The organism is Dyadobacter sp. CY347 (genome assembly GCF_021502655.1).
GTDB lineage: Bacteria > Bacteroidota > Bacteroidia > Cytophagales > Spirosomataceae > Dyadobacter.
Genome location: NZ_JAKFFT010000004.1, coordinates 836,824 through 856,011, shown reverse-complemented (window position 1 = coordinate 856,011; position 19,188 = coordinate 836,824). Strand labels below are relative to the sequence as shown.

Below are 19,188 nucleotides of genomic sequence, written 5' to 3'. Positions count from 1 at the left end.
CCAACCTTAAAATTCGCCCGGTTGGCTCACACCGTTCTCATGCAGGACCCCACGGATGGTTTGTGGTGGGCTTTGCGCAATCCCCTTTTGAATTAGTTTAAAATTTGGCTTTGAGTTTTTGGTTATGGGACAATTTTATTGTTTCTGGCTTCAACCCATCGAGCCTGTTGACCTACGATACGTTTTCTGTTACGGCGATCCGGAGCAGCATTCAAATAACCGTAACAATTTGACTATCTTTTATTTACCCAAGAATTAATACAAAAATAAATATAATGACTACTGAAAATTTCGAAACTTTCGAAGAGCTTGGCCTCTCAGAAAACATCCTTAAAGCCCTTACTGAAATGGGTTTTACTAAACCCTCACCCATACAGGCACAAGGAATTCCCGCAGTAATGCAGGGATCTGACGTGATCGGACAAGCACAAACAGGAACCGGAAAAACGGCAGCGTTTGGTATTCCCGTATTGGAAAGAATTGACGTATCTAATAATGCCGTTCAGGCACTTGTGCTTTGCCCTACCCGCGAATTGGCGGTGCAGGTTTCCGAAGAAATTGGCCGTTTGGCTAAATATGTAAAAGGACTTAGAATTGAAGCAATCTACGGTGGCGATTCTATCGATCGTCAGATCCGCTCGCTTAAAAAAGGCGTTCATATTGTTGTAGGAACGCCTGGGCGTGTAATGGACCATATGGAACGCAAAACTTTGAAATTTGACGAAGTGCGCATGATGGTGCTTGACGAAGCAGATGAAATGCTTGACATGGGTTTCCGCGAGGACATCGAAAGCATTCTGGCCGATATGCCATCTGACCGTCAGACGATCTTGTTCTCAGCAACAATGTCCAAGCCGATCATGTCGATCACAAAACGTTTCCAGACTGATCCTATTTTGATCAAAGTGGTTCGTAATGAGTTGACTAACGTGAACATTGAGCAAGTTTACTTTGAAGTGAAGCCACAGGCGAAAGTTGAAGTAATGACGCGCCTGATCGACATGCACCATTTGAAATCACTGCTTGTTTTTTGTAATACCAAAAGAAAAGTGGATGAAATCGTTGAAGATCTTCAATTGAGAGGTTATGCTTCGGAAGGAATCCACGGCGATTTGCGCCAGCAGCAGCGTAGCAATGTAATGAGCAAGTTCAAGGCGGGTGTAACAACCATTCTTGTGGCTACGGACGTTGCAGCACGCGGAATCGACGTAAGCGGACTGGATGGTGTGATCAACTTTGACATTCCATTGGACGAAGAATATTACGTACACCGTATCGGCCGTACTGGTCGTGCCGGATTGTCCGGAAAAGCATTCTCACTGGTTGCCCGCGATGAAAAATATCGTTTGAAAACCATTGAAGGCTTTACCAAAGTAAAAATTGAAAAAGGAGTAATTCCTTCTTACGAAGATATCGTAGGTGTGCGTAAGGCACGTTTCGTTGAAAGCATTTCTGCATCTATCAAAGAAGGCGACGATCAGGAGCTTTTTGGCGATGTGTTGGAAATGTTGCACCACGCAGGTTACTCTACCGAGCAGGTTGTAGGCGCTATGGCTAAGCAGATCATGGGCGTTCAGAAGAACGAATATGCAGATGCTAACCTGGCTTGGGAAGAAAGACGCGGCGAACGCGACGGACGCAGAGAAGGCGGCAGCAGTGACAGGTTTGAGCGTCGCCCATCGAGCGGTGGCCGTTTTGGAGATCGCAGAGAAAGCGCTCCACGCGGAAATGACCGTTATGCACCCGCAGCTCGTGGTGAATCACGTCCAAGATTTGAAGGCAGCCGCGACGAATCAAAACGTTCTGCAACACCGGAAGCAGGCATGACTCGTTTGTTCCTGAGCCTAGGCCGTAAGGATCACATTCTACCAAAAGATATCGTAGGAGCCATTGCAGGCGAAGCGAACATTCCTGGTAAAACGATCGGAGCAATTGACATTTATGACAAATTCACATTTGTAGACGTTCCTGAGCGTGATGCCCGTGCGGTTTTGCGTGCGATGGATGGCAACACCATTAAAGGAAAGCCGGTACAAATTGATATCGCTAAATAATTTATAGCAACAGATGGAAAAAGGGACTTGTAACAAAGTCCCTTTTTTTGTTACTTTTCGCGATGCAAATTCACCCAAAACCCGAAGTCTGGCTCAGAGGTCCGCTTCCTGAGATCTCCGATTATCTGCAACCCGTGGCCCACGCACTCATGCAGGCCCAGGAAGAAATCAATGCAGGGCTCAGCGATTTTCCTGTTGCATCGTTATGGGAACGCCCGGCTGATGTGGCTTCCGTTGGCTTTCATTTACAACACCTTACCGGAGTGCTCGACCGCCTTTTCACTTACGCCAGGGCAGAATCTTTAAGTGAAAATCAGCTTGCATACCTGAAATCCGAAGGTCAGCCATTACCAACAGAATCAGCTTTGACCGAATTGCTGGACACATTTAACAAGCAAATTCAAATCGCATTGGTTCAGCTTAAACATACTGATAAAGAAACGCTTACACATATCCGTTATGTAGGTCGGGCCATGTTGCCGTCCACACACCTGGGTTTGCTTTTTCACGCCGCCGAACACACGCAAAGGCATACGGGCCAGCTGCTGGTAACCGCCCGCATTTTGAAATCAAACCGTTAATCTTCACTTTCCGGCCGGATATGCAACAGACGTCTGATCCATGACTGGCTTTCGGTCTGCTGGTCCTGCTTGTCTGCTTCCGGAGAAGAATCTTTCAATGTGCCCAGGTCCGGCTGCCCGGCATTGATCCAGCACGTGAACCAGATATCGGCCACCATTTTTACAGAAGCTTTCATGCGCCGCTCGACTTGCCGGTTGAGCATTTCATGATATCGGGTTGAGAATTCAAGTGAATAGGTTCGGGTAAGGACATTGTTGCGAAGTTCGTAGCTAAACTTTTTGTCAGCAGCAAACGAAGCACTAAGCTGCTTCTCAAACAAAAAAACCGAATCTGTGGCAGCATGCGAGTCGGCCACGGTTTGCCAGGCCGCATTGGCGACATTGTCCTGATATATTGCCTTGCCGACCCATAGGTCGTAATTTTCAGCAAATAACTCCGGCAGCCTCGATTCCCAGAAGCCATGAATTCCTTCCTGACCGGTGAGTTGTCCGTTATAATTCCGGGTTGTGTGCAAAGGCACGTGGGCATCCGCAATGTAATGTCCCAAGTCGGCTGATATTCTTAGGATCCTGCGCGCATCTTTTTCCTTGAACGCCTCAGTCAGTTGATATGCGCCGGTTTGAATGTACCAGGGAACAATGCCATGCTTGCGCAAACTATCCTCACCCACGCGCTTCACCGCCTCGTTCCAGAATTTGGGCAAGATTTTGAAAGCGCTGTCGCCATAAACATCCAGATCAATGTAATGCCGCTCGGCCTCTCCTACCACGGCGTATCTCCGGCGATCGGGGTTGACGGCATTTTCTGTTATAAAATCAATGTTCTTTTTATAAAACACCTGCATTTCCGGCGGCAGTCGGAACACGGCCAGACGATTGATCCGCTTATGCGCCCAGAATCCCCAATGCGGTTTAGCAGAGATCAACAAGAGAAAAGTAAGTGTCCCCAAGCCGATTTTCAGCCGGATTCTTCGCCAAAAGGCATTTTTTTCTAAAAAAACTTTTTTACCACCAGATTTTGCTTCCATATAAAGTTTTGAAGGGCATTTTTAGCCCCTGTAACCTCTTTATACGGTTTTTGCAAAAAATAGTAACGCAGCGAAGCTTTTAGAGTATGACGATCATTACCATTCTTCAAAATTGACCGGAAAGTAACCTCAGTTACATCTGAATTTGTAACAACCGCAAATCTTACGGTAGTGATAGGCTCCAAAGAAAATTCTGCATTCAGGAGATTGGGATAGCATTCGTTTTGCTAATCAATCTAAAATCCAAAGAAGTTATATTTTATATATAAATAATACAATTATTGATTATTGCTTTATCTTTGTATCAAGGTATCAAGAAAATTTAGAATGATTATTAGATTTTGAAATAATGAAAACCAGAAATAAAACATTAGGATATTTAATACCCGTTTTTGCATTATGCGTGTTTATGCTTGTGATTTACGGCGCGTATGTTCCACACAAACCAGCTGAAATACAGCGCGTTGTTTGTATCAAGTTCAAGCCTGGAACAACTAACGAAGATGTTGAAAAACACTTACGCGATTTTGCTTCTATGAAAAATGCGGTGAAGGATGTTGTTGCTTACTCAGCAGGACACGTTCAGAAACTGGCAGGAAGCGAAGAGCAGTTTGATGTGATCCATTACCTGACATTCAGAACCAAAGAAGGCGCAGCACAATATGCCGCCAATGCCGACCGCAAACAATTTGTGAAGGCTAATGAAGGAAATTGGGACAATGTATTGGAAATGAATTCCAACATTGAAAAGTAATTGAAGATAGTAATAGGAGTGAAAATCTTAAAAAGAGTCGGGTATCCCGGCTCTTTTTTTCGTTCCTACCAATTGATCGGCTCCAAGCCCTGGCTTTGCAGATATGCATTTGTTTTGCTGAAATGCGCATTGCCAAACCAACCTCCCCCGTTTGCAGACATAGGCGACGGGTGTTTTGATTTCAGCACATAATGGTCGGCCGCTTTTATAATGCTGCCTTTATCCTGTGCATAGCGCCCCCAAAGCATAAAAACCACATGCTTTTTTTCATCGGACACACATTTAATGACGGCATCGGTGAAGCGTTCCCAGCCTTTGTTCTGGTGCGACCCGGCTTTTCCGCTTTCCACTGTTAATGTGGCATTCAGGAGCAATACGCCTTGTTTCGCCCACCTTTCCAGATTACCGGAATTGGGAACGGGCTTGCCGAGGTCACTGTTGATCTCCTTGAAAATATTGACCAGCGAAGGCGGGATACGAACCCCGTCATTCACCGAAAAACAAAGTCCGTTGGCCTGTCCGAAACCGTGGTAAGGATCCTGGCCGAGTATCACCACTTTGCAGTCGTCAAAGCTGCAATAATTGAATGCATTAAAGATTTGTTTAGCAGGCGGAAAGATCTGTTTTGTGCTGTATTCCTGTTTTACAAAGTTCACGACCTCAGTGAAATACGGTTTTGCAAACTCAGGTTCCAGCCTCTTTTTCCACGATTCCTCTATTTTTACGTCCATCTCATCGTTTTTAATTCCAAACCCAAATTATATTATTTTGTTTTGGTTTTATCAGTAATTGATTGTTATTTTCGTTTTAGCAGAAGTAATGCAAATACAGCTCCGGCTGCTTCCCCATACAACGCAAAACGCCCAAACACCCTCATCCATATGGTATCCAAAGTGACAGATGGTGTGAAAGTCACCGTATTAACTGAGTATCAACCCGATTATTCCAACCCGGGACAAGATCATTTTGTATTTACATATAAGATCCTGATTGAAAATCACAGCGAGCACACCGTCAAACTTTTAAGAAGGCACTGGCTCATTTACGATGCAAACGGAACCGTACGCGAAGTGGAAGGGGCCGGGATCGTGGGACTGCAACCGATCCTGGAACCGGGGGATGTGCATGATTATGTATCGGGATGCAACCTGCGGACAGACCTCGGCAAAATGGCCGGAACGTATTTGATGGAACGTGTGCTCGACGGCCGCCAGTTCCGCGTGATCATTCCTGCATTTTCACTGATCGCACCTTACAGAATGAACTGATAACCGGCCCGATTGCGGTTTCGGTTTACTAAATATCTTACCATTGATTGCTGCCTATTTAAAGTATTTGCTCCGCTCCGGTAACGAGCATTCCATTCACTCGCCTTTTCTTTTTGAACTTTACACGCAGGTTATTGCGGCTAAAAAGGATCAGAATCCGGATTATGCTGCTTTGAAAAAATTGCGTAAAGAACTGCTGGCATCCCGAGAGCAGATCAACATTCTGGATCTCGGTGCGGGCTCCCGCGTGAATAAATCCAACCTCCGAAAAATTGGTACCATTGCGAAGAATGCCGAAAAGCCCGAAAAATTCGGGAAGCTTTTCAACCGCCTCGTGCAAAGATTTCAGCCAAAAACAATCCTTGAACTGGGCACCTCGCTTGGTTTAACAACATTATATTTATCAAAAGCCAAGCCGGATGCGAAGATCCTGACTTTCGAAGGCTGTCCGGCTACGGCAGAAGTTGCGCAACAAAATTTTGCAAAACTGGATGCTGAAAACATCGATATCATTCTCGGAAACATTGACCAAACATTGCCGGAAACATTAAAAAAGCTCAATCCAACCCTGGATTTCGCCTATTTCGACGCGAATCACCGTTATGAGCCAACGGTCCGATATTTTGAGGATTGCCTTCCTTATATGCACAATGATTCCGTCTTTATTTTCGACGACATTTACTGGTCAGATGAAATGACACAGGCCTGGGAATTTATTAAGAAACATCCTCGGGTAACAATAACAGTGGACTTGTTCTGGATTGGGCTGGTTTTTTTCAGGCAGGAGCAGGTTAAGGAGGATTTTATACTGAGATTTTAATAAAACTACAGCATAAACCACCTGCTCCGCTGAATAAATAAGCAATGATCTTGTAAGCAATCTTCTTATTATTGCCGGCACTACCCATCCTTTTTCACGGAATGAACACACAAACCATCTTGAAAGCCTTTGTCGACAGGGCCGTTATATCCGACGAACAAGCTTCGATCATAGCCGATTACGAGAAAAAAAAGGCGTTTTCACTACATTGGGAGCTGCGCTCGATCCTTTATCTGGGAATCGTTCTTTTCAGCTCCGGCATCGGGGTTATTATTTATGAAAATATTGATACCATTGGGCATCAGGTAATTATCGCCCTAATTGCCGCTTTTACCGCCTGGTGTTTTTATTACACTTATAAACATGCGCTTCCTTACAGCCACCAAAAGGTAAACAATCCCAGGAAACTCGCGGATTACGTTCTACTGCTGGGATGCACCACGTTCCTGATCCTCGAAGGCTATCTGCAATTTCAATACAACATTTTTGGAACACGTTACGGGCTTGCGATCATTATCCCGACACTTATTTTCTTTTTCTGTGCTTATCGTTTTGATCACAAAGGCGCGCTTTCACTGGCCATAACAGGGCTTGCATCCTGGCTTGGACTTACTGTGGCGCCGCTCGCTGTGCTTTCTCAGAATGATTTTACAGACAGCCGGTTACTTGCAACCGCCGTGATTCTTGGCTCGATCCTGTGCGTCGTTGGCTGGGCTTCTGAAAAAAAGAACATTAAACCACATTTCGCATTCACCTACATATTTCTGGGGGGCAATCTGGCGGTACTGGCTGCAATGACCGGAATTTTCAGCGACCGGGCAGAATTCATTTACATGCTTTTGGGACTTACCCTTTCTGCATTTTTCGTTCAGCGCGCACGCCTCACCCAATCATTAATTTTTCTGCTGATGGGCGTGGTTTATGGCTACATTATCATCACGCATCTCATTTTCTCTAACATCGTTTCAGCAGATGCATCCGTTGTCTTTGGCACTTTTTATTTCACATTTACGAGCATAGGCGTCGTCTATTTTCTGCTTCACTTTAAAAAATTCCTGGGGATCAAAAAATGAAAAAGGCCTACAACGAAACCTGGATAGAAAATCTGCACATTCTGAACAAAGCGGAACATTGGTCAGCTAAAAAACTGCTTACAAAAGAGCAGCTCGAACAGGTTGAAAAAGCATTTCCACAGCATTTTTACCGGCCAGGTATTTTCGTGAAAATCGGGCTTTTTATTTTTACACTCATCGCCTGCTCTTTTGCTTCCGGATTCATTTCAATGTTTATTATTGGTGACGGTGGTCAGCAAAATATTTCCATTATCAGCCTTTTTTGCATGACAGGCTTCATTTTCTTCCTCGAATTTCTGATCAAAAGCAGGGGCTTATATCATTCCGGGACCGACAATGCACTGCTTTATGCTGCCATGGGCGCGGCGGCCATCCCTATCCTATCATTTTTTCCTGATATGCAAGTTTGGCAATACTGCATGCTTTCCATTGCTGTTTCCTTTGCGGCGACGCTTCGTTATGCAGATTTATTAGCTGCGGCGGGCTCTTTCCTCGTGCTCATTTTAATGTTAGGCGATATCATGATGAAATTTCCGATTGGTAAAGCAATTCTTCCTTTCGCGGTGATGATCCTCTCAGCATTGGTTTATATGGTTGTGAGACAAATCAAAAGCACATATTACTACGATTGCCGAAAATTGATCGAAATTTTGTCGTTGGCAACATTTTATCTGGGCGGCAACTATCTGGTTGTCAGAGAAGGCAACGCTTTGCTGAATGACCTGAATCTTCCTTTTGCGCCGCAAATCCCTTTCGCCCCGGTATTTTATTTCCTTACACTCGGCATTCCTATTGCTTATATATTTTTCGGATTAAAGCGACACGACCGGATTCTGCTCATTACCGGCCTACTCGCCTTCGCATTATCCGTTTACACTTACAAGCATTATTTTAGTCCGTTTACACCTGCGCAAGAATTGGTAATGGCCGGAATCGCCATGATCATCCTTTCCGCAGCAATGATCAAATATCTGCACACGCCCAAACACGGATTGTCGGATGAACAGGAAGGAAAGCGCAGGCTGGGGAATCTGGAAGCGATTTTGGTAGCGCAACACCTTGGGCAAACGCCTGGTGACGACGGGAATGTGGAATTTGGCGATGGAAATTTTGGCGGCGGCGGCGCGGGAGAGACCTATTAATTGGGCAAAAATTCAGAACTTAGCCCGATTCTTTTCTTGCTTAGTCCTAAAAAATGAAAACTACTATTTTATCCATTGCACTGCTTTTATGCAGCGTCAGCGTTTTCGCTCAAACCATTCAAAGAACCGCCGGCAACCCTGTATTTCCAGGATGGTATGCTGATCCCGAGGGGATTATCTTAAACAAAAAGTTTTACATCTACCCCACATTCTCAGCTCCTTACGAAAAGCAGGTTTTCTTCGATGCTTTTTCATCCGAGGATATGATCACCTGGAAAAAACATCCTGCTATCCTTGATACGGCAGCCATAAAATGGGCTAAACGGGCAGTCTGGGCGCCTTCTATCATTGAAAAAGACAAGAAATATTACCTCTTTTTCGGTGCCAACGACATTCAGAATGATCAGGAAAAAGGCGGGATCGGCGTTGCGGTTTCAGACAGTCCGGAAGGTCCTTTCAAAGATCATTTGGGAAAACCGCTGATCGACAAATTCCACAATGGTGCGCAACCTATCGATCAGTTTGTATTCAAAGACAAAGACGGTCAGCATTATTTGTTTTACGGCGGCTGGAAGCATTGCAATGTAGCGAAGCTCAACAAGGATTTCACAGGCTTCATCCCTTTTGAAGACGGCACGATTTTCCGTGAAATCACCCCCGAAAACTATGTAGAAGGCCCATTCATGTTCATCAGAAATGGAAAATATTACTTCATGTGGTCGGAAGGCGGCTGGACAGGCCCTAACTATTCCGTTGCCTACGCCGTTGCCGACTCTCCTTTCGGGCCTTTCAAAAGGGTTGGTAAAATATTACAGCAGGATCCCAAAGTCGCAACCGGAGCAGGGCATCATTCTGTTATTCAGATTCCCGGAACCGAGCAATATTACATCGTTTACCACAGGCGGCCATTAACGGAAACCGACGGTAACCACCGTGAAACCTGCATTGATGTGATGACATTCAATGATAAAGGTGAAATTAACCCTGTCAAAATCACCAAAGAAGGCGTCGGCCCTGTTAATTTGAAATGATTAAATCGACTTTAAGTTACTAATCCACAGCGCAACTGACTATATTTGCTTATTACCAATAAAAAGTCAGTTGCCTGTGAAATTGAATGTTCTGCCTCAAAGAATTCTGAGACCACTTTCTCTTTTTAAATTCCAGTTCCTTCTATTTCTTGCTGTAACCTCATTATCAGGCAACATTGTATGGGCGCAACGCTTCTCTTCCGTTGTTTTCAGCAAACTTCCACAGGATTTACAGCTATATCCCCGCAATGCCCAAAGCGAAGCTGCGATCCCGATCTCAGGCTTTACAGAAACTGCTGGTTATAGTTATGTTTCTGTGCAGGTTTTCAGAAATGACGCCTTGCAAAAATACCTGCGGAGCGATCTCAAATATGACAAAGGCTTTGGATCCTTTTCCATTGAAGCGAAAATTAAGGCCGAACTTGCCAATTATCATTTCAAAATATTCCTCTGCAAAGCCAACGACTCCACATTGGTTGTAGAAAGAAAGAATGTCGTCAGCGGCGATGTGTATGTGCTTTCCGGACAGTCTAATTCAACCGGTTTTTTTACTGAAACAGACACCAGCACTTTTTCCCGCACCTTTGGCAAAATAACGACCAATCTCAACACAGGCACCTATGATCAGGCAGACACCCTATGGGCGTTTTCCAATCAGCATCATTATGATTATGGTGTGGGAACCATGGGACTGGAAATCCAGAAACAGCTGATCCTGCAATCCGGTGTCCCTAACTGCCTCATTAATGGAGGCTTTCACTGGTCCTCGGCTTTCGCACATGCACAAAGAACCGAGAGCAACCCGGCTGACCTTAACAATGGTTACGGGCGAATGCTTTACCGACTCCAAAAAGGCGGCTTAGCCAACTCTGTCAAAGCATATATTTTTCGCCAGGGCGAAACAGAAGCTTACCACGAAGGCGGAAACTGGCCCGAAAACTTCGCCGTGCTTCGCAGCAACTTAAAAAAAGACCTGCCTGACCTGTCAAAAATTTACGTATTCCAGATCGACGTGATCTATTTTGCTTCCTCTGTGGGTGCAGAGGTGAGGGATTACCAGCGCAGGCTGCCGGGCATTTACCCCGAACTTCGCTCCCTGGCAACGGTGGGCACGCTGGAATTCGACGGACTGCATTATGGAAGAGAAGGGAATAAGCAGGGTGGCCAGGAATTATCCAGGTTAATAGCCCGGGATTTTTATGGGTTAAAAGACACGGCCAACATTAACTCGCCAAACATTCAGAAGATATTTTATAAAACAGCAGAGAAAAAGCAAGTGGTTTTGGTCTTCGATGAAGGCCAGGATCTTCTATATCCCGAACCCTACAAGCCCAATGGCCAGGTTACCCTGGACATGAAGGATTTTTTCTATTTCAATGGTGAATCCGGGTCTGTTGCTTCTGGAAAAGCCGACGGCAATCGCATCATTCTGGAACTAAGAGCTCCCCAGCAGGCGACCACCATGGATCTTATGCCCATGTATACGCCAGAAAAAGGCCCTTACTATCCGCTAAATGGCCCTTTTATTAAAAATACTTTGGGCATGCGCGCATTTACTTTCTTCAGAGTGCCCATTGGGGAAAGCCTCGCTACGCCTGAGTTGGCCGCAGCATTGCAAGCCGATGGCGGTGTAAAACTTACCTGGAAAACAGTGGATGCAGTTTCTGAATATGTGCTGGAAAGAAAGCTCGAAGGCGAGCCTGATTACAAAATGATCGCACGGCTGGACAGCGCTACTGATGTTTACGTTGATAAAAATTCGTCCGACGCCCAAAAAGCTTATTTCAGGTTAAAAGGTATAAGCAAATCTTCTGAATCAGCGGATTACGGTTATGCAGATATTGAAAAATCGGTTGTTACAGGCGTTGAAAAGAATGCAGAAATCATGTTTACGGTGTTTCCTAACCCTGCCCGCAAAGGCGAACAGGTGACCGTTCAGATGAAAAAGCCGGTTGAGGGAACATTGTCAATGTTGAATGTCAATGGCCAGTCAATGAGCGAAGCGCGGATCTTGCACAGGAATGAAGCATTTATCCGAATTCCTGAAAATGCGGCGGGTTATTATTTTATCAGACTGAAGGCCGGAGACAAGACTTGGTCTAAAAAAGTGCTCGTACATTAGCCTGGCCAGGAAATGGGTGTTGCAGGCACAACAATTTGTTTGTGGGAAATTAAAAACGATATTTAGAAAAATTTTTTGCACCCACAAATGCACTCTTTAAAATACGCACTGGAAATCCTTGGCGTTATCATCGTCTTGTTTTCCATTATCCCGCTCATTCGCAACGACTTCTGGGCATTTCGGGTTTTTGAATATCCCAGGATTCAGAAACTGTTCCTTAACCTGCTGATCGTTATCCTCTACGTTTCGCTATTCCAGATCCGCGGCAATTTTGAAAAAATTTTTACCGCTGTTATCAGTGCAAATGCGGTTTATTTGATGTACCAGATTTTTCCGTTCACATTTCTGGCCAAAAAAGCACTTCTCAAAGTATCCAATCAGGATCAGGAAAACCAGATCAGCATCATCTCATCCAATGTTTTTCAGGACAACAGAAATACTGCCGGATGCATCGCCATGTTGAAAAGATACGACCCCGATCTCATCCTTTTGCTGGAAACGGATCAGTTCTGGAACGATGGAACGCAGGAATTGAAAGAAAAATATCCCCATCAGGTGCTCGTGCCTTTGGAAAATACCTATGGTATGCTGCTATATTCCAAACTGGAACTGGTAGGTCCGAAAGTCCAATATCTTGTTGATGAAGAGATCCCGTCCATTAAGACCCAGGTAAAACTTCCGTCCGGAAAACTGGTCCAGCTTTACTGCGTACACCCTACCCCGCCAGTTCCGGGCGAAAACATGTATTCCACCGAGCGCGACAAGGAATTGCTGCTGGTGGCCAAGGAAGTAAAAGGCAAAAAGGACCCGGTCATAGTCGTGGGGGACCTTAATGACGTCGCCTGGTCGTATACTACGAATTTATTTACCAAGATCAGTGGATTGCTGGACCCGCGGCGTGGAAGAGGTTTTTTCAATACGTTTCATGCCAAATATCCTTTCCTCAGATTCCCGCTCGATCACGTTTTTTGCTCCACGGATTTTAAGTTACTGCACCTGAAAAGGCTTGAAAACTTCAATTCAGATCATTTCCCCATCCTCATTGCATTGCAGTATGAAGCAATCGCGGATCTCCAGCAGGAAGAGCCAGAAGCAGATCAGGAGGAAAAAGAGCTTGCCGAAGAGAAGATTAATAAGCCTACTTGAGCGGTGGTCGCCCATGCGGGAGTGGGTAAAATCCTATTCTGCCAGGATTGGAATGATTTTTGTAACGCTACATCAAGATTACAAAAAGTACAATTCCCTTCTATCCCACTTTAATCTTTGTTGAAATATGCATTATCAGACATATGAGGAGACAATAACGCCTGAATTGCATAAATGGCAGCAAAAGATGCAAAAGCGGCCAAATCTGGTAGATCGGACATCAAAAGCGGTGCAGGACAAAATCAATGATATTATTCCGGATAGGGTCCACGCTGTAATTACTTCCACAATTAAGCAAATGACGCGGGCCGTGCTCACGGGCGCAGAATTTACCACATCGCTTCCGGCACCAAAGACTTCGCTGGAAGAAATTGAAAGGGAAGTCATCAAACGCATTGAATTTTACAAAAAAGCCGGAGCGGCAGAAGGCGGCATTATCGGTGCAGGCGGGTTTGTACTCGCATTAGCTGAATTTCCGATCCTGATCGCCATTAAGATGAAATTGCTGTTTGAAATTTCCGCATTATACGGACATTCCGCAGAAGACTACCGGGAACGGCTTTTTATACTGCATATATTTCAACTGACATTTTCCAGCCAGAAACAACGCCAGAAAGTGTTCGAGCAGATCATCCAATGGCAGGAAAAGAGCCAGGAACTGCCTACCGACATTCACCAGTTTGACTGGAAAACATTTCAGCAGGAATACAGGGACTACATTGACCTGGCCAAAATGGCGCAGCTTATTCCGGGGATCGGAGCCGCTGTGGGGGTCATTGTAAATTACAGGCTTCTAAACCAGCTAGGCAAAACGGCCATGAATGCATATCGTATGCGCTGGTTTGAGGAGCGGACATTGCAGGCTGCTAAAAGACAAGAACAATTGCCGTCACCGGCTCACAATCAATAAAGTATACCAATAAGAGTTACCCTTTGATCCACTTTGCATAAAAATTGAATGAGCGCCAATCAAAAGGAAAAAGTTTATACAAAAGGCCTGGATTCGGCTTTACTGGCAGTTTACAATGGTTACATGTTTTTCCTGCGTTTTTTCCGGGAAGCCTTTCGCGGCCGGATGGAATTTCAGGAACTGGTCAAACAATGTTACGCGATCGGCAATAAATCATTGTTGCTGATCGGGCTTACAGGCTTCATTACCGGGATGGTATTTACCAAGCAATCCCGCCCGTCACTGGCCGAATTCGGCGCTGTTTCCTGGCTGCCGTCACTGGTTGCGATCGCCATTGTGCGTGCCCTGGCCGCATTGGTTACAGCATTGATCAGTGCAGGAAAGGTTGGGTCCAGCATTGGCGCCGAGCTGGGTTCCATGCGCGTGACCGAGCAGATCGACGCTATGGAGGTTTCGGCTGTTAACCCTTTCAAATTTTTGGTCGTAACCCGCGTGCTCGCATCCACGATCACGATTCCAATCCTGATGTTTTATTGTACGGGCGTAGCGCTTATGGGTGCGTTCCTGAACGTTACATTGAACGAGGGAACGAGTTTCAGGGCGTTTTTTGAAAATGCTTTTGAACAGATCACCTTCCTGGATGTAGGAACGTCGCTCGTAAAAGCGATTGCTTACGGCTTCACAATCGGAATTGTGGGTTGTTACCAGGGTTACAATGCGAGCAAGGGAACGGAAGGCGTGGGTAAGGCTGCAAATTCAGCGGTTGTAATCTCCATGTTCCTGATCTTCATTGAGGAGGTCATCATTGTTCAGGTATCGAATTATTTCAGAATATAAAATGGCAGAAATCAATCCAAACGAAGAACCGGTCATTGAGATCAAAGATCTTTACAAATCATTTGGTGATCTGCACGTGCTTCAGGGAGTCAATTTGAGAGTGGATAAAGGCGAGAATGTCGTAGTTCTTGGCCGGTCCGGAACTGGTAAGTCGGTTTTGATCAAGATCATAGCTGGGTTATTAAAGCAGGATAGCGGAATGTGTAATATGCTCGGCAGGGAAGTGGCCGAACTGAACCAGAAAGAGCTGACGGACATTCGTCTGAAAATCGGCTTTTCATTCCAGAACAGCGCATTGTACGATAGTATGACGGTGCGGGAAAACCTGGAATTTCCGCTGGTAAGGCACGTGAAGAATCTTTCGAAGGCAGAAATTAACGAGCAGGTGGAATATGTGTTGGATGCTGTCGGCCTTTTGCAGACCATTAACCAGGTTCCTTCGGAATTATCCGGCGGGCAACGGAAGCGGATCGGGATTGCCCGGACGCTTATTCTCAAACCGGAAATCATGCTTTACGATGAGCCTACGGCTGGACTTGACCCCATAACCTGCCTCGAAATTAATGAGCTCATCAATGAAGTGAAAGAAAAATACCACACCAGCTCCATCATCATTACCCACGACCTGACCTGCGCCAGAGAAACCGGCGACCGGATCGCGATGTTGCTCGACGGCAAGTTCCTGAGACAGGGCACATTTGAAGAAGTATTTGCCACAGACGAAGAAAGAATCAAGAGTTTTTACGATTATAATTTTATTCAATAATGGAAACATCAGCCAGAAAACGCTCCATAACAGTCGGACTTTTTGTTATAATAGGCTTAATTATCTTCATAGTAGGGATTCTGACAATCGGAAGTATGAAGAAAGTATTTTCTTCGACCATCTCCGTAAAAACGTTGTTCGATGACGTGAACGGATTGAAACAAGGCAACAATGTCTGGTATTCCGGGGTGAAGATCGGGACGGTGAAAACCATCCGCTTTTTGTCTAATTCCAAAGTGGAGGTGATCCTGCACATTGAGGAAAAGTCACAGGAATTTGTCCGTAAGAATGCCAAAGCAAAGGTCAGCACGGATGGGCTGATCGGTAATAAGATCATTGTCATTTACGGCGGAACACAGAAAGTGCCTTCGATTGAAGATGGTGACGAGCTCGTAGTGGAGAAAATGGAAAGCACGGAGGAAATGCTGGCGGTGTTGTCTGAAAACAACAAAAACCTGCTGGGCATCACGAGCGCTTTTAAAACGATCAGCAAAAATATCCTTGAAGGAAAAGGAACGGTAGGAATGCTTTTGAACGATGAGCGACTATATAATGATGTGGATCAAACGCTTGCCGCCCTGAAAAAAGCTTCGGTAAATGCACAGACTATGACTGCTTCCTTATCCGGGTTTACAGAAAAATTAAACCAAAAAGGCGGCTTGGCCAATGATTTCGCAACAGACACAGTCATCATGCGGGATTTGAGAACCACTATTGGCAGACTGAATGAAACAGTAACTTCTGCCAACGGAATGGTCGACAATCTGAAAACGGCCAGCGAAAACCTGAACTCAAACAGGACAAGCCCGCTAGGCGTGCTGCTACACGACGAGGCTACTGCGACCAATCTGAAAGGAACATTGCAGAACCTGGAAAGCAGTACAGAAAAGCTTGATGAAAATATGCAGGCGCTCAGATCGAATTTCCTATTCCGCAGGTATTTTAAGAAAAAAGCGAAGGAGGAAGCAAAACAACCTGAAAAAGAGGCGGTAAAAGATTCAGTAGGTCAATAAATAATTTTTATATTTTTGTACAGATATTTCGTAAACCACAGCTCAAATTGAAACAGCTATAACCTCTATTTAATGGACTTACAACTTAACCCTGCTCTCGATCTAACTTACATTGACCAAGTTTACGGAGACGACCCCGTTATTCTGTACATGATATTTGACGCTTTTCTGAGCGATTCCGTGCCTCGCTGGCACACTTTACGCACTGCGCTGGAAAATGTGGATTTGAAGGAATCTGCAAGCATTGTACATGGATTGAAACCATCGTTCACCATGGCCGGACTTACTTGGATCCGCCCGAAAGTAGAAGTGCTCGAAAAAGCCATCAAGGAAAATGAAACGCCGGAAAACCTAATGGAAATGTACAAGTCTATTTCAGCAGAACTGAATGAGTTGCTGCCGATCATCGAACAAGAATCGGAGCGGTTAAAATCGATTCAATAAGATAGAAAAGACCTTTAATTGACGAGCGTGTGGCATTTGCTACACGCTTTTTCTTTTGGATTTGTCCCATGCCGCGCTCTGGGTTCCTTTGTAGAAGCGGATAATGCCGGCAATTACGGCATAGTTCATGATACAAAAATAGTAGGGAACAAACAATGCCTTGACCTTGATCTTTCGCTTTTCGAGCAGCCACCCGGCCAATGCTGCGGCGTAAAATGCAACTTGTGCAAAAAGAATCAGCCCATATAATGCATTGCCGGAATTGACCACAATGATGACATTGAGTATAAATGCCAGGATCATCAGGAAAGGAGTAACCGTCCAGCGCAGCACCCTGTGGCTGATGTATTGAAATGACAACATTGGAAAATGGAACGGGTTAAGCAGTTTTTTCAGCCGCAAAATCGATTGAATCCCACCCGCCGCAATCCTGACTTTCCTCTTTAACTCCTCCTTAATGTTCTCGGACGAAAGCTCCGAAGCATAAGCCTCAGGCTCATAAATGATGCGATAACCTTGCTGCGCAATGAGCATGGAAATCATAAAATCATCGAGGATCGTGTCCGGTTCCACCTGCCTGTAAAGGGAATGTCTCACACTGAAAAGTTCACCCGCGGCGCCCACCACCGAATAGAGTTCCGAGTCCCATTTTTTGAGCGTCGATTCGTATTTCCAGTAAAAACCCTCCCCTGCCGTGGCGTCCGACACGGCATCTTGCATGACTCTTTTTTCTCCCGACACCGCCCCTACTTGCGGGTCGGCGTAATGTCGGGCAATGAGTAACAATGCGTCCGGGTTCAGGTAAGTGTTTGCGTCGGTAAATACAACGACTTCCGTATCAACCTCATGCATGGCGCGGTGCATAGCCAGGATTTTTCCGCTACGCACGGGCGTATGCAGTAATTTGATCTGGCTGTAAGCGCTCACCAGCTCCGGCGTGCGGTCCGAGGAGCCGTCGGTAACGAAGATCAGGCGGAGCTTGCCGTGTGGATAGGAAAGTGCCAGCGTATTTTGGATTTTTTCCTCGATAATGCTTTCCTCATTATAGGCCGCAATGATGAGCGTTAATGTAGGCATTTGCTGTTCCAGCGACGGAACGGGCCGTTTTCCTTTTACCGCACGTCGTATCCTGACTAAAATGTACAGGACGATCCCATAACCCAGGAATGTATAAAAAACGATGAAGAGACTGAGCCAGAAGAGTAATTCCATAAATTATCGGGTCAGGGGAAAGCCCAGGTTATCACTATCCGCCTTGTTTGTAAAATGCCAGGTGATTGCTTTGAGAAAAACAGGGATGAATTTGTATTCTTTATTCCGAATGTATTGTATCAGATTTCTCGGCACTACTGCGAGCGTGAAATAGCAGCAAAAGATCAGAAACTGAATCGCTGAGCCATTTTTACGGATAAACAAAATGCGGTTGCGGTTCATAAAAAACTCTTTCAATGCAGATCTTTTGCCTACAGCGACGGACTCTTTATGGTATATCAATGCAGAAAGGTCCACATGGATTTCGTAACCCGCTTTCCGTATCCGCTCACACCAGTCGAGTTCCTCGTAATATAAAAAGTAGTTTTCGGCCATCACGCCTGCTTTTTCAAGCGCTTCTCGCCGAATCATCATAGCGGCCCCGTGCGCATAGCCCGTGACACCACTCAATGAATCATACTGACCGCTGTCCTGCTCAAATTGACCAATGCAAGCATTCCGCGCCGTGTAGTAATTCATAGGCGTATAACCCGTGTATTGCAACATTCCAGGCTGATCGAAATAGTGTATTTTGGGGGAAATCATGCCAATTTTCGGATTGGCATCTATGGTAGCGACGAGTTTACCGATCAGCCCGGCAGTTACTTCCGTGTCGTTATTGATCAGAAACAAATAGTCGCCCGCAGCATATTTTAGGCCGATATTGTTGCCTCCTGCAAAGCCCGTGTTTTTCTCTGATCTGATAAATTTAATGTCAGGATACCGCACAATCCAGCCGGGAACCGGATCAGGCTTGCTTCCATTGTCCACCACAATAATTTCCAGGTTCGGATAGGTGTTAACTTCTTTCAGTGACCTTAGTAAATCTTCCGTAATCCCAGGCTGATTAAAATTGACAGTTACTATGGAAACACTTTTCATCGGTTTGGAGCTGGGCACTTGGAAGCAGTCTGAATTGAAGGAATATTTGTATCAACTTGTAGAACT

General features: G+C 45.3%; 19 protein-coding genes. 15 read left to right on the top strand and 4 right to left on the bottom strand.

What is annotated here, in order from left to right:
• Positions 1-275: 275 nt before the first annotated feature.
• A complete protein-coding gene (locus tag L0659_RS11660) occupies positions 276-2,054 on the top strand; it encodes a DEAD/DEAH box helicase (RefSeq protein ID WP_235126171.1) in 1,779 nt (592 codons plus the stop codon).
• 62 nt (positions 2,055-2,116) lie between these two features.
• Positions 2,117-2,635, top strand: coding sequence for a DinB family protein (locus L0659_RS11655; protein ID WP_235126170.1), 519 nt, complete (start codon positions 2,117-2,119; stop codon positions 2,633-2,635).
• Here L0659_RS11655 and L0659_RS11650 read toward each other — a convergent pair.
• Entirely contained in the window at positions 2,632-3,663 is a 1,032-nt protein-coding gene (locus L0659_RS11650; RefSeq protein WP_235126168.1) for a zinc dependent phospholipase C family protein, read from the bottom strand. The genes L0659_RS11655 and L0659_RS11650 overlap by 4 nt on opposite strands.
• Positions 3,664-4,012: 349 nt before the next feature.
• On the opposite strand from L0659_RS11650, the gene L0659_RS11645 reads away from it, so the two are divergent.
• The gene (locus tag L0659_RS11645) at positions 4,013-4,417 is read left to right on the top strand and encodes a Dabb family protein (RefSeq protein WP_235126167.1); all 405 of its coding nucleotides are present in this window, start codon (positions 4,013-4,015) and stop codon (positions 4,415-4,417) included.
• 65 nt (positions 4,418-4,482) lie between these two features.
• Here the strand turns inward: L0659_RS11645 and ung are convergent, their stop codons facing one another.
• On the bottom strand, positions 4,483-5,148 hold the full coding sequence (gene ung / locus L0659_RS11640) for a uracil-DNA glycosylase (RefSeq protein WP_235126166.1): 666 nt from the start codon (positions 5,146-5,148) through the stop codon (positions 4,483-4,485).
• 150 nt (positions 5,149-5,298) lie between these two features.
• Between ung and apaG the strand changes: the two genes are divergently transcribed.
• The 12 genes from apaG (at position 5,299) to L0659_RS11580 (ending at position 16,989) form a co-directional block, all read left to right on the top strand.
• On the top strand, positions 5,299-5,685 hold the full coding sequence (apaG, locus tag L0659_RS11635) for a Co2+/Mg2+ efflux protein ApaG (RefSeq protein WP_026630324.1): 387 nt from the start codon (positions 5,299-5,301) through the stop codon (positions 5,683-5,685).
• 43 nt (positions 5,686-5,728) lie between these two features.
• Positions 5,729-6,505, top strand: coding sequence for an O-methyltransferase (locus L0659_RS11630; protein ID WP_235126165.1), 777 nt, complete (start codon positions 5,729-5,731; stop codon positions 6,503-6,505).
• Between the two features lie 101 nt (positions 6,506-6,606).
• Positions 6,607-7,578, top strand: coding sequence for a DUF2157 domain-containing protein (locus L0659_RS11625; protein ID WP_235126164.1), 972 nt, complete (start codon positions 6,607-6,609; stop codon positions 7,576-7,578).
• Positions 7,575-8,720 (top strand): hypothetical protein, encoded by a 1,146-nt coding sequence (locus tag L0659_RS11620; RefSeq protein ID WP_235126163.1) that lies wholly within the window; start codon positions 7,575-7,577, stop codon positions 8,718-8,720. Before L0659_RS11625 ends, L0659_RS11620 begins: the two co-directional genes overlap by 4 nt.
• 53 nt (positions 8,721-8,773) lie before the next feature.
• Positions 8,774-9,751, top strand: coding sequence for a glycoside hydrolase family 43 protein (locus L0659_RS11615; RefSeq protein ID WP_235126162.1), 978 nt, complete (start codon positions 8,774-8,776; stop codon positions 9,749-9,751).
• Positions 9,752-9,827: 76 nt separating this feature from the next.
• A complete protein-coding gene (locus L0659_RS11610; RefSeq protein WP_235126161.1) occupies positions 9,828-11,873 on the top strand; it encodes a T9SS type A sorting domain-containing protein in 2,046 nt (681 codons plus the stop codon).
• Between the two features lie 87 nt (positions 11,874-11,960).
• A complete protein-coding gene (locus tag L0659_RS11605) occupies positions 11,961-13,019 on the top strand; it encodes an endonuclease/exonuclease/phosphatase family protein (protein ID WP_235126160.1) in 1,059 nt (352 codons plus the stop codon).
• Positions 13,020-13,146: 127 nt separating this feature from the next.
• Entirely contained in the window at positions 13,147-13,929 is a 783-nt protein-coding gene (locus L0659_RS11600; protein ID WP_235126158.1) for an EcsC family protein, read from the top strand.
• Positions 13,930-13,977: 48 nt separating this feature from the next.
• Positions 13,978-14,766, top strand: a complete 789-nt coding sequence (locus tag L0659_RS11595; RefSeq protein WP_233796077.1) for an ABC transporter permease — start codon at positions 13,978-13,980, stop codon at positions 14,764-14,766.
• Position 14,767: 1 nt separating this feature from the next.
• Positions 14,768-15,532: an ABC transporter ATP-binding protein gene (locus tag L0659_RS11590; protein WP_235126157.1), complete on the top strand. Its 765-nt coding sequence runs from the start codon at positions 14,768-14,770 to the stop codon at positions 15,530-15,532.
• A gap of 95 nt (positions 15,533-15,627) precedes the next feature.
• Positions 15,628-16,545, top strand: coding sequence for an MlaD family protein (locus L0659_RS11585; RefSeq protein WP_235126156.1), 918 nt, complete (start codon positions 15,628-15,630; stop codon positions 16,543-16,545).
• Between the two features lie 72 nt (positions 16,546-16,617).
• On the top strand, positions 16,618-16,989 hold the full coding sequence (locus L0659_RS11580) for an Hpt domain-containing protein (protein ID WP_235126155.1): 372 nt from the start codon (positions 16,618-16,620) through the stop codon (positions 16,987-16,989).
• A 39-nt stretch (positions 16,990-17,028) separates the two neighbouring features.
• Here the strand turns inward: L0659_RS11580 and L0659_RS11575 are convergent, their stop codons facing one another.
• Entirely contained in the window at positions 17,029-18,201 is a 1,173-nt protein-coding gene (locus L0659_RS11575; protein WP_235126154.1) for a glycosyltransferase family 2 protein, read from the bottom strand.
• A 3-nt stretch (positions 18,202-18,204) separates the two neighbouring features.
• Positions 18,205-19,122: a glycosyltransferase family 2 protein gene (locus L0659_RS11570; RefSeq protein WP_235126153.1), complete on the bottom strand. Its 918-nt coding sequence runs from the start codon at positions 19,120-19,122 to the stop codon at positions 18,205-18,207.
• Positions 19,123-19,188 lie beyond the last annotated feature (66 nt).